The 12743-nt window shown below is 33.9% G+C and carries 12 protein-coding genes and 1 pseudogene; 2 read left to right on the plus strand and 11 right to left on the minus strand.

Annotation, left to right across the window (positions count from 1 at the left end):
* The 11 genes and pseudogenes from F8162_RS22390 to F8162_RS22440 form a co-directional block, all read right to left on the minus strand.
* Positions 1-789, minus strand: a complete 789-nt coding sequence (locus F8162_RS22390) for an enoyl-CoA hydratase (protein ID WP_151630427.1) — start codon at positions 787-789, stop codon at positions 1-3.
* 4 nt (positions 790-793) lie between these two features.
* Positions 794-1705 (minus strand): hydroxymethylglutaryl-CoA lyase, encoded by a 912-nt coding sequence (mvaB, locus tag F8162_RS22395; RefSeq protein ID WP_151630426.1) that lies wholly within the window; start codon positions 1703-1705, stop codon positions 794-796.
* A gap of 21 nt (positions 1706-1726) precedes the next feature.
* A complete protein-coding gene (locus F8162_RS22400) occupies positions 1727-1942 on the minus strand; it encodes an acetyl-CoA carboxylase biotin carboxyl carrier protein subunit (protein ID WP_001985297.1) in 216 nt (71 codons plus the stop codon).
* Between the two features lie 26 nt (positions 1943-1968).
* Positions 1969-3306 (minus strand): acetyl-CoA carboxylase biotin carboxylase subunit, encoded by a 1338-nt coding sequence (locus tag F8162_RS22405; protein ID WP_151630425.1) that lies wholly within the window; start codon positions 3304-3306, stop codon positions 1969-1971.
* 15 nt (positions 3307-3321) lie between these two features.
* Complete coding sequence (locus tag F8162_RS22410) at positions 3322-4467, minus strand: acyl-CoA dehydrogenase (protein WP_151630424.1); 1146 nt, start codon at positions 4465-4467, stop codon at positions 3322-3324.
* Between the two features lie 216 nt (positions 4468-4683).
* Entirely contained in the window at positions 4684-5652 is a 969-nt protein-coding gene (locus tag F8162_RS22415) for a YbgA family protein (RefSeq protein ID WP_151630518.1), read from the minus strand.
* A 4-nt stretch (positions 5653-5656) separates the two neighbouring features.
* Positions 5657-6310: a TetR/AcrR family transcriptional regulator gene (locus tag F8162_RS22420; RefSeq protein ID WP_151630423.1), complete on the minus strand. Its 654-nt coding sequence runs from the start codon at positions 6308-6310 to the stop codon at positions 5657-5659.
* Positions 6311-6334: 24 nt separating this feature from the next.
* Positions 6335-7354 carry an ABC transporter permease gene (locus F8162_RS22425; RefSeq protein WP_151630422.1) on the minus strand — a complete coding sequence of 340 codons (1020 nt, stop codon included), beginning with the start codon at positions 7352-7354 and terminating at the stop codon, positions 6335-6337.
* Positions 7351-8076 (minus strand): ABC transporter ATP-binding protein, encoded by a 726-nt coding sequence (locus tag F8162_RS22430; protein WP_151630421.1) that lies wholly within the window; start codon positions 8074-8076, stop codon positions 7351-7353. Before F8162_RS22430 ends, F8162_RS22425 begins: the two co-directional genes overlap by 4 nt.
* A gap of 189 nt (positions 8077-8265) precedes the next feature.
* Positions 8266-8517 (minus strand): hypothetical protein, encoded by a 252-nt coding sequence (locus tag F8162_RS22435; RefSeq protein ID WP_063224861.1) that lies wholly within the window; start codon positions 8515-8517, stop codon positions 8266-8268.
* A gap of 211 nt (positions 8518-8728) precedes the next feature.
* Positions 8729-9569, minus strand: a pseudogene (locus tag F8162_RS22440) (metallophosphoesterase).
* A 644-nt stretch (positions 9570-10213) separates the two neighbouring features.
* Between F8162_RS22440 and F8162_RS22445 the strand changes: the two are divergent.
* Together F8162_RS22445 and F8162_RS22450 are read left to right on the plus strand one after the other, a co-directional pair.
* On the plus strand, positions 10214-10783 hold the full coding sequence (locus F8162_RS22445) for a hypothetical protein (protein WP_002065511.1): 570 nt from the start codon (positions 10214-10216) through the stop codon (positions 10781-10783).
* A 418-nt stretch (positions 10784-11201) separates the two neighbouring features.
* Complete coding sequence (locus F8162_RS22450; protein WP_151630420.1) at positions 11202-12611, plus strand: phosphatidylinositol-specific phospholipase C; 1410 nt, start codon at positions 11202-11204, stop codon at positions 12609-12611.
* The last annotated feature ends 132 nt before the right edge of the window (positions 12612-12743 follow it).

Raw genomic sequence — 12743 nt, forward strand, 5'->3', positions numbered from 1 at the left:
TTACTCCCCCTTATACATTGGTGTGCGTTTTTCTTTAAATGCTTGTAATCCTTCTAATCTATCTTTCGTATGGATTACACCTTCATACGCTTGTTTTTCCATTTGTAATCCGGTATGTAAATCAGCTTGAATACCGTTTGAAATTGCTTCTTTTGCTAATCGAACAGCGATTGGACCATTACTAGCAATTTTCTCTGCTATTTCAATCGCCTTCTCTTCAAGTAAATGAGCTGGTACAACAAATTCTACTAGACCATATTCTTTTGCTTCTTGCGCCGAAATACGTCTTCCTGTATAAATTAATTCTTTTGCTCTACCAACACCAATTAATCTTGGCAAACGCTGCGTACCACCTGCTCCTGGTATAATTGCAAGTGTAGTTTCAGTAAGACCAAGACTTGCAGTGCCTGAAGCAATTCTAAAATCGCAAGCTAAACTTAATTCCGTACCACCACCAAGTGCGATTCCATTTATAGCAGCAATAACTGGCTGTGGTAATTGTTCAACCATTTCCATAGTAGAACGAATCATACTAACAGCATGACGAACTTGTTCTTCATTCATGCCAGCACGTTCTTTTAAATCAGCACCAGCACAAAACGCTTTTTCACCAGCACCTGTTAGAATAACTACACGAATATTTGACTCTTCATTTATTTGAGTTAATAAGTTTTGTAACTCTTCTAATAACGCTAAAGATAATGAGTTTGCTTGTCTTTCACGATTTAATGAAATCTTTACAACTTGAGGAGTTACATAATCAACTGAAATATTTTGTAATTGTAGCATCTTCTCACCTGCTTATCGTTTTATGTTGAAGCGCTCTATACACATGACTCGGTAATTGGATATTTAATTTACTTTGAATAAATTGACTCGCTCTCAATAACTTCTCTTCATCAATATTCGTTTGGACCCCTAACTTATGGAGCATATGAACTAAGTCATCAGTTGCAACATTTCCTGATGCTCCCGGTGCATATGGACAGCCCCCAAGACCACCACAAGAGCTATCATACGTTGTAATACCATATTCTAATGACTTCACTACATTCGCCAGAGCCATTCCATACGTATTATGGAAGTGCATTGCAAACTGCGAGGCATCATATTTCTTTAATAAATGTTCTAATACTCGCTCTACTTGTAGCGGATTCGCTACACCGATCGTATCCCCTAATGAGACTTCATAAATGCCATATGAAAATAGTTGATTACATAATTCGTCAACTGCCGTGGCACTTATATCTCCTTCATAAGGACATCCAAATACAGTAGAAACATAGCCTCTTACCTTTTTCCCTTCGAATAATGCCTGTTTTGTTATATCTTCAATTACAACTAAGGCTTCTTTAATTGATTTATTAATATTACTTTTATTATGAGATTCACTTGCTGATAAAAAAACATTCACCTCATCTACATTTTGCAAAAAAGCTCGTTCCAAACCATTTTGATTTGGAACAAGCGCTGCATAAGTAACATTTGGATCCCTTTTTAGCTCAGAAAACACATCATTTGCATCTGCTAATGCAGGGACCCATTTAGGGTGAACGAATGAGGAAACTTCAACGTACGACAATCCCGCTTCTGTAAGTAGTTGAATCCATTTTACTTTATCTTTTGTGCCAACAATCTTTTTTTCATTTTGTAAGCCATCACGTGGCCCGACTTCCTTAATGACAGCAAAATTAGGTAGTTTCAATTCGCTTCCCCCTATATCTCCCTATTCAATTTCTAGTAATACATCTCCTTCATTTACAAAATCGCCTTCTTGCACATTAATTTTCATAACTGTGCCAGCTTCTTCTGAAACGATTGGAATTTCCATTTTCATAGATTCCAAAATGACGACATCCTGCTCTTCCTCTACTGTATCTCCTACTCCTACAACAATCTTCCATACATTTCCTGCCATCGATGCATATACTTTCGTCATCATTTTTTCCCCCTTAATGTTGTTAAATCTTATTTTTTAACAAGTTGTTTCGTTACAAAACCCGTTGTATAAATACCACTTTTGAACACATCGTCTTCCAATACTTGAAGTAACATTGGCGTGTTCGTTTTAATACCTTCTACCTTTAATTCTTCTAAAGCATCATGTAATTTTGAAATTGCTTCTTCACGAGTTTCACCATGAGCAATGACTTTTGCAATCATTGGATCATAGAAAGGTGTAATCGTTACTTGATTCTCCAAAAAGTGATCAATGCGTACATTTATTGGAAGCGTTAAACCTGTAATTTTCCCAGGTGATGGGAAGAAAGTTTTCGGGTCTTCTGCATAAATGCGCGCCTCAATGGCATGACCACTACGTTTTACATCATCTTGTGTAAATGATAGTTTCTCACCGTGTGCAATTAGAAGTTGTTGTTCTACAAGATCTAAACCAGTAATTTCTTCTGTAACTGGATGCTCTACTTGTAATCTCGTATTCATCTCTAAGAAATAGAAGTTCTGCTGATCATCAACTAGAAACTCAACTGTACCAGCATTTGTATATCCTAGAGCTTTGGCAGCTTGTACAGCAACTTCACCCATCGCTTTTCGTGTACCTTCATCTAAAAATGGTGAGGGTGCTTCTTCAATCACTTTCTGATTTCGGCGTTGTACTGAACATTCACGCTCCCATAAATACACTGTGTTACCATGTGTATCTGCTAAAAGCTGAATTTCAATATGATGTGCATCCGCTATATAGCGCTCTAAATACATTTCTCCGTTACCGAAGAAGTTTTGTGCTCTTGTTTTGTTACTTTCAAATGCTTTGGTGAGCGTTTGCTCAGTTTCCATCAACTGCATTCCAATGCCTCCGCCGCCTGCGGATGCCTTCAGCATTAATGGATAACCAATTTGTTTAGCAATTTCAATTGCTTCTTCAGCTGTTTCAATATTTGAAGTAATACCTGGAACTACTGGGACATCTGCAGCTTGCATTGCAATACGTGATTCGATTTTACTTCCCATCTTCGTAATGATTTCTTCTGATGGACCTATAAATACGATTCCTTCCTCTCTACAGCGTACTGGAAAAGACGGATTCTCTGATAATAATCCATATCCCGGATGGATTGCTTCAGCATTTGTCTTCTTAGCAATTTCAATAATTTTTTCAAGGTTTAAATAACTTTCTTGGACACGAGGGCCACCTACTAAGTAAGCTTCATTTGCCATTTTTACATGTAGGGCATTTTCATCAGCCTCAGAATAAATAGCAACTGTACGAATGCCAAGTTTTTGACAAGTTTTCATAATACGAACTGCGATTTCCCCGCGATTAGCAATTAATATTTTTTGAAACATAGTGATTCCTCCTTTTTATCTACATCCTAAATGTCTTGCAATTACGAGACGTTGAATTTCAGAAGTTCCTTCACCAATTTCTAATAGTTTTGCATCACGAATATGTCGTTCCACTTCATATTCACGCATATAGCCGTATCCACCGTGAATTTGTACCGCTTGATTTGCAATACGACTAGCAGCTTCAGATGCGAAAAGTTTTGCCATAGCCGCTTCTTTACCAAAAGGTTTATCGTTATCTTTTAACCAAGCTGCTTTATGTACTAAATTACGCGCTAGCTCTACTTCAGTCGCCATATCAGCTAATTTAAATTGAATCGCTTGGAAATTAGAAATTGACTTTCCAAATTGTTGACGTTCTTTCGCATATTGCAGTGCACGTTCAAATGCAGATTGCGCAATACCTACTGCTAATGCTGCGATTGAAATACGTCCTCCATCAAGTGTATATAAGAATTGTTTAAATCCTTTATTTACATCACCAAGAATATTTTCTTTCGGTACACGTACACCATCAAGTACGATTTCACATGTATTAGAAGCACGAACACCCATCTTATCGTAAGGACTTGAGATCGTTAATCCCTCACTTGTAGTCGGTACGATAAATGCCGAAATACGTTTTCTACCATTATCTTCAACACCATTGATAGCGGTTACAATAATTGTATTTGCATACTCTGCATTTGTAATCCAACACTTTTCACCACTAATAACATATTCATCTCCATCTAATACAGCTTTCGTTTGTGTGCCGCCTGCATCAGATCCAGCGTTCGGCTCAGTTAATCCGAAAGCACCTAATGTTTTACCTGACGCCATTGGAACTAAATATTTCTGTTTTTGTTCTTCTGTACCGAAATAATAAATTGGAGAAGCACCTAATGAAATTGTTGCAGCGTAACTTAATCCTGTCCCACCACAAGCACGACCAATTTCTTCAACTGCTAACGCGTACGATACAGTATCGCCACCTGAACCTCCATACTCTTCAGGGAATGGGATGCCTAATAATCCTAGTTCGCCCATTTTTTGAAATGTTTCATATGGAAATTCCCCAGTTTTGTCATAATACACAGCTTTCGGTGCGATTTCCTTTTCAGCAAAGTCACGTACCATTTCTTTAATCATTTGTTTTTCGCGAGTTAGAGTAAATTCCATTCCGCTACACACCCCTTATCGAATATTGAGTTTCGACAGCGTGCGAGTTTCTACTACAAACATTACGAATTAAAAGACACGAATATTAGTTAGACAATTGTTATAATTCTGTCATAACTTAATTTTAAAACAGATTCTGTACTAATGCACAAAAAAATTCCTACATTGTTCTACAACAATATAGGGAGTTTTGTGTCGAATTATGTAATTTATTGTTTAATAATCTCTACCTTTTCCCGAATCAGAAATTTCTACTAAAGCTTCAGGGTATGGTTCAAAATATGTTTGTCTTAATAAATACTTCTCGTCAAATCGAATGGCCCATGATTTTAAAATTGTAAGTAAGCTACTAAGCGGGACTTTCTTTTCTATATACTTTTGTATCAAATCTAAAAAATGATCTTTTTCTTGTTTTTTCAACTTTGTTTTAAAATATCCAAAAATATGCTCACATACATTTACATTCGATGTATAGCGGGGTGTGCGCATAAATAATTCATATAATGTCTTCTCATACTTATCAAATACAACTTCAATCGTTTCATTTTTTTGATTTGCAATAATACGCCCTAATTCTTTTTGTTTCACTTGATTATATGCCATAAATAAATATTTATAGTCTGATTGAAACGATACGAGTTCTTTTATGTTTTTAGTATGTTTAATCATTTTGTAATGTGCAATTGTAAACAGACGTGTAAAGAAATGTTCTCTAATAATAAAATTCGACAATCTACCTTCTTCTTCAATTGGAAGATGCGAAAATTTTTTTATTACTGCTCCGCCAAATAAGCCAGATCCCTTTCCTTTTGCTGGTGCTTTTTCAAAACCAGAATAAATTTTCACATCACGCGTACCACAACTTGGCGAACGGTTCTTTAAAATAAAACCATCCACATCAGGTAAAGTTTGTAAAAAGCCGTTTGAAAATTGCTCCATTTTCTCCGTTACATCTTCCCGGGTTGACGGCTGCACAAGCTTATTCACACCTTTTTCTTCTACAATTCGTATCGTTTCACGAGGAGTCCCCAATCCAATCTCAACTTCTGGACAAACAGGTATAAATGTAACAAATGGCTGCAAATTTCGTATTGTTACATCTGGAATCATCTCGCCATTATAACGACAAGCATCAAATTCTAAACATTTACTAACAACAATTTTCGGTTTTGCAAATTGGCGCATCATATTACCTCCGTGGCGTTAGTCCGTACAATATAAATTGAATCGTATTTTCAATTTCCAATTCATCATTCCATTTTTCTTCTGGTAATAATAAAAAACGTGTTAATAGTAACCCTAATACAGCTGATAAAGTAAGTCGTAATACAGAAGATGGGGGGATTTCAATAATCTCCCCTTCCTCTTGAAACTTTACAATTAACTTTTTAAAATGTGAAAGTAACTCTGTTTCTACTAAATGTTGTATTTCATTTTTCAATTCTGGCTGAAATGGCACTTCTTGAATTAATATTTTTATCATTGGAAAATGCTTTTTTGCAAATTCAAAACGATTATGAATAACAACTCTTAGAAGCCCTTCATATGATTCATACTCCGATTTAAATATTTCCTTTGCGAAAGCTTGTACGAAAAATGGTGCAGCAAACTTTGTTAATGTCGGCATGACGACTGCTAACAATAAATCTTTTTTCGTTTTATAGTAGCGGAAGATTGTTCCTTCCGCTACACCAGCACGCTTTGCAATTTCACTTGTTGAAGTGGCAGCATATCCTTTTTCTCCAAACATATCAACAGCTGCCTCTAATATACGCATTTGACGTTCATTTCGTTTATCCGTATTTGTAGCGGCAATTAATTCTTCCAGCCAATCCTTCTTCATCTATAATGCCCCTTTGTATCATCATTATATTTTTCGATGTTTCTTTAATGCAAATACATTCCCTATTGCAAATAATAGAGAAAAAAGTAGTAATACAGTTAGATCTAATGCAATCTCTGTAAATCCTTGATTTCGAATCATCACTTGTCTCATTGCGTCAGCGCCATATGTCAGCGGAAATAATTTCCCTAACATTTGGAGCCACTTATTCATAGATTCAATTGGAAACAACCCAGAAAAGAAAATTTGTGGCACAATGACAAGCGGTATAAATTGAATCATTTGAAATTCATTATTTGCGTATGCCGATAAAAACGTCCCCAAAGTTAGTGCTGTTAAAGAAAGCATGCATGTAATAAGTAGCGTTAGCCATATGGAACCAGCTACATACAAATCTAAAATATAAACTGAAAAATTCACGATAATAATTGATTGTATAAATGCAAAGATCCCAAACCCAATAATATATCCTACAACTATTTCCCACCTTTTAATGGGAGTCGATAATAACCTTTCTAAAGTACCACTTAAACGTTCTCTTACGAAAGACACCCCTGATAAAATAAATACAAAGAAAAATGTAAAGAAACCGATTAATACGGGGCCTAACCCATCAAACATTGTAAAATCTTTAGTGCCATGTAAGTAATTTACTTCAGGCTTCATAACAGATACATCACTCTTTTCTGTACTCTTTTGTAAAACTTGAAGTACAGCACGATTTTTTGATGAATCACTTCCTTCTAATAAAAGTTTCATTTTCCCATTCTCTAAATAAATTACTGCATCTACCTTTTGCTGTTCTAACTCAGAAATTGCTTTCTCTTTGCCGTATTCATAAATTGAGGCTTCTTGAGTTTTCATTGTTTTTACAATGGGAGCAGGCACATCAACTACAGCAATATGCGGTACATAGTCTTTTTGTGTAAACACTAGCGATAATAACCAAAGTAATAACATAGGTGCTCCGAACATCATCGCTAACGAACGCTTATCTCGAAAAAATTGGCGAATAATACGAATGATTACACCGGTAACTCTCATGATAGGGCCACCTCTTCCAACAAAAAGACATCTTCAATCCTTCCTGAGGATACCCGCTTTTTCAATTCTTCAGGTGTTCCAGTCGCTACTAGCTTTCCTTCTCTAATTAACCCTAGGCGTTCACAATATTCAGCTTCGTCCATTATGTGTGTCGTTACAATTATCGTTGTGCCTTTCTTTTTCAAATTATAAAATTTTTCCCAGATCGTTTTTCTAAGAAGCGGATCTATCCCAACTGTTGGCTCATCTAAAATTAATATTTCCGGTTCATGAAGGAGTGCTATTGCGAGTGATAAACGCTTCTTCATTCCACCTGAAAAATGCTGTACTTGCTTTTTCATATGTTGTGATAATTGAACAAGGGCAAAAACCTCTTCAATTCTTTCTTTTTTATGCTTTCCCTTTAATCCATACATTGTTGCCATGAAATCTGCATTTTCATATGCTGATAATTCTTCGTATAATGCATCTGCCTGAGCCATATAACCAATTCTTTTCATTTCATTTAAATTAGGCATGTTCGTATTGTAAACAAACACTTCACCTTCCGTTGCCTCATTAATACCTGCAATCAATTTAATAAGAGTCGTTTTCCCTGAACCAGAAGGCCCAACTAAACCAAATATCTCTGCTTTTTCAACTTGCAATGAAAGATTGTGTAAAACTTCTTTTTTCCCCAAACTTTTTGATACAGTCCGTAAAATAATGGCAGGTTGTTGCACGTATTCTTCCCCCTTTTTAAAAATGAGTGAGTACTCACTTTTATTTTACTCTTGCGTAATTATATGTCAAACTTCATTGATTAGTATGTATTGTCAATCAACAATACATACTAATCAATGAAACAGAGTCGACATTAGAATTTCATTTCCTAAAGTCGACTCTGTTTCATTTAAATTTTATATTTTACTTTACGTTTTTAAATTCATATATTTCCTAATTCTAGCAACATCTAAAGAATATTCGATAACTAATTGCTGTAACGGTAATATAACTGTGTCGGGATATAAATGGGCATATTGTAATGTTTCTGCATATTTTTCTAACCTTTTTTCTAAATACTTTATTATTTGATCAGGATGACTTACTAATAAACATTTATAATAATAATGTATTTGTTCCTCAATCGCCGTATACTCTTCAATTTCATATTCTTTATGCATGTGTACACCCCTTTAAGTTTTTTACATGAATTACTTATCACGCTTTTCACTCGACTAATTTTTAAGTTTTTTGATTATTTACACTATAACAAACTCTTCGGGTCAAATTTTGTTACTTTATGTAACGTAGAAAATTTTTAACAAAATTGTAATGTTAACTTGTATAAAATGCATTAGGCCTATTTTTCTCTGTACAAAAAAGTCGTACAGTTCAATTTAACTGTACGACTACAAGTTCTGGCCTATTAAAAATCCTTTGCGGAATGATACTATTACCTAATCCTCTACTTACTACCATAGACGTATTTTTTTTCATATAAACCGGCTGTATATGTAGGGAATATCCCTTGATTCGGGGCAACTAACCCTCCGATAAATGGCAATCTAACTTGCCCTCCATGAGCATGCCCCGATAACACTAAATCTATTTGCTCATCAGCATACTTTGCCAGAAACTCAGGCCTATGGGATAGTAATACATTATATGTATCCGCCTGTATTTCAATTTTCGCTTTTATAATTTCATCTTTGACAATATTTCCTTCATCACGGTTTCCAGTAACAAATTCCGGATCATCAATACCAAGTAAATTTATTTTTTGTTCCTCTTTTTGAATCGTTACATGTTCATTTCTTAAAACAGTAACATGATGTTTCTTTAATTCTTTCTCTAAATCATTATATTTTTCTGACCATTTTTCATGGTTTCCTGTCACAAAATAGACGGGATACTCCTTTACAAGCTCTCGTATTAATTCCATACTAACTTCTGCATCGTATGATTTACTGTCAATTAGATCACCCGTAATTGCAATAATATCTGGATTTATGCTTTTTACTTTTTGAATTAAAGTTTCTTGATTGTCGCCAAATTTTTTATTATGTAAATCTGAAATTTGTAGAATTTTAAAACCTTTAAAAGAAGAGGGGATTTTATTAGATGTTATATTAACTTCAGTTATACTTATTAAATTGTTTTGTGAATATAAAAAGATACTAAAACTTACTAAAATACTAATAAGTAATATGATTCTTTTAGTCTTTTTGTTCATATTTCCTCCTAAAATCTTGATCAGTACTACAGTTCACAATAAATATTACGTGCCCTTCGCATTCAGAATAACTGAAATTTTTTAATTGATTTGTAGTATTTGTTATAGTTTTATACGACACTAATAAAATTTTTCAATCTCATTCGTATTAGCTCATTCGCTATAAAGTGGAGCTTTGATATCCTAGTTGTCATGCATGAGTGTATGATGTCATGCTCATTTTTCAGTGAATTTATAGCGAATCACTGGAAGCTCTTCATCATATTATTATTTATCTTACTTAGTTTGATAACGATATAACGATAATTCCTATAGTTTTTTATAAAAAAATTGTGTACTTTTCTCAAATTATATACGACATTCGCTTGTAAATATATTATTACCACTCCGATTTTAATTTGTTTAAAACGTGCATAGAGAGAATTGAAACACTAAATTACCTTATGAAAAGTTATTATTGTACCATTTGTTAGAAAATTGAAAAAACATGTGTAGATAGATATCATTGTAAATGAATATATAATTAATTTTGATTTTCTGACATAATTCTTAACCTAGTTTTTGCGTGCATTATGAAATAAAATATTGCCCCATGTCAGTCTTTAAAAAATTATATATCATTACTTTAAGGGAGGAAGAAAACTATGAAGATGAAAAGAAAAATCATGATGACGACAGCACTTGCAGCTACATTAGCTACAGGTGCACTACCGACTACATCGGTGTTTGCTGCAGAAAAAGAGGCTCCTATCCAACAAAAAGAGGCACAAATGAGTATTCAACCATTCGCACAAAATAATTTGGAAACAGCGGTTAAGGCTGCCTTAAATGGTCCAGAAGTTAAAAAAATTAAAGTATTTGAGCATGAATTTAATGTAAAACCAATTGAAGTAGTAAATTTAGGTGGCGGTAAAACATATGTTAAGGGACAAATTTCTCATCATTTAAGTTTTCGTCCAGATGATCAATTTTATTATGAGTTTACAGTGCAAGATGGAAAGGTAATAGATAAGCCTGTATTTAATATTGATAGAGGTGGTTGGACACCATTTGCTGCTCCACTTTTATCAATTCTTGCTGCTTATAATGGGATCCCAGTTAATCCAAATGATTTAAATGCACTTGGTCAGCAGATTGGGAAAGTTATAGATGGCAGCTGGGAACATGCAGCCCAATCTATCGCAACTGTAGTTAGTTTAAGTTTTAATGAATAGAATTTTTTAATTTTTATTAGTATTGTAGAGATCCACTTTTCCTAAGTAGCCTTGTTATAAGAAATTCTGAAACAGCTATTAATAGATTTTTACCACTCAGTCACGTTATCTTGATTTGTTAACCAGCTTATCATTCATTATATGTCACAAAATAGAAGTCTTTTTTAAGGCTTCTGTTTTGTTTGTATACAATACGATAAAAGGTTGTTTTTTCGAGTCCATACTTCGATTCTTTAAGAATCCGTTTGGCTATTAGGTACAATTCATTACAACAAATTATTAAAGTCTAAAATAACTTACACCTCCTATTTTTTAATTTTTTTCAAATACAACAATTCATTATTTAAAGAGTGGCAACAATAAATATAGTAAAAAATCATCTTATTTTAACTATTGTTTAAAAGTCAGGAGAGATAAAATGAACAAAATGAAAAACTTCTTTAAAATTAGCATCCTCACTTGTTTTACACTAGTAAGTTTAAGTACACCATCTACTATTTTTGCTGATAGTCATCCCGGTTATTCCTATGAATCCAATATAGGCTATCAAAATCCAGCTTGGATGTCGAAAGTAGCAGATTCAATAAAATTAAGTGAATTATCTATTCCAGGGACTCACGGTACAATGGCTTTACATGGCGCAAGTTTTCTTGATGAAAATTTGACAAGAAATCAAACTATGAGTCTACCCCAACAATTAAATTCTGGAATTCGATATGTAGATATGCGTGTTAAACGTGTAAAAGATTCTTTTGCAATGTACCATGGTATTGCAAATCAAAAAGCAGTGTTTGAAGATGTATTAAAAGAGGCAATTCAATTTTTAAAAGATTATCCGACAGAAACAATTTTAATGCGCTTAAAAGAAGAAACTACTCCTGAAAGTGGATCACTATCATTTGAGGAGATATTTTTAAAATATAAAAACGTTAATGCTTCATATTTTTGGGACCCTAATTCCGTACCAACTACAGATAGAAACAACCCTACTTTAGGAGATATCCGGGGTAAAATTGTAATCTTACAAAACTTTACATCCTCTCAATTGTACGGTATTGATTACGAAAGTTTGAATATACAAGATAAATTTGAAATTGGAAGCGGTCCAGACGAAATATATGGAAAATGGAATGCGGTAAAAACCCATCTACAAAATGCAAATACTAACTTTAATAATGGAAAAATATATCTCAACCATTTTAGCGGTACAGGTGGTGCAGCTGCATTTTTAAATAATGTATATCCTTGGTTTGTTGCAAGTGGAAAAGAGAACAGAAATACTGATAGTAATCCTAAGTTGATTCAAACGAATTTCACTAATGCGTGGAGTGATTTCCCCCGCGATAGAAATGGACAAGTATATTATGGTGGTATGAATACACTTGGGACCGAACTCTTGCAACAAGGTGGAATTAAACATTCTGGTATCATCGCAGCTGATTTTCCTGGGCCAGGTTTAATTGATAGTATCATTAAATTAAATGGTATACATTCGAATGAAAAAGAAGTATTAATTTCGCAGATTTCATCCGAGTCTAGTCCTTTATCCGGACAAAAAAACCGATCCAGTCAAAACTTTAAAATTGATAGTTTACCTGTAGGTACTAAGGAATTAAAATGGGTTATTGAACCTTCAGAAAAAGATTATCCTTCTTCTATTTCTTTCAATGTAATGATTGACGTTTCCCTAGGTACAGATTCTACTCTTTGGAAAAAAATTTCACATGAATCTAGGACTGAAGCCTACACAAATACTAAATATTATATTGCAAGTCCAATTGGTGCCACTAACAAATTTACAGTGAAAATATACGCTATTACAAATTAAAAAAATAAAGAATCCCCATGGAATTCCTTTTTGATGGAATACCATTGGGGTTCTTTTTTGATTTCATTACGTAAACATTAAGATGGTGATTAAATTTACTCACATATCATTTAAACCATTAGATAATCTGTA

Source organism: Bacillus sp. CH140a_4T, from assembly GCF_008923725.1.
Classification (GTDB): domain Bacteria; phylum Bacillota; class Bacilli; order Bacillales; family Bacillaceae_G; genus Bacillus_A.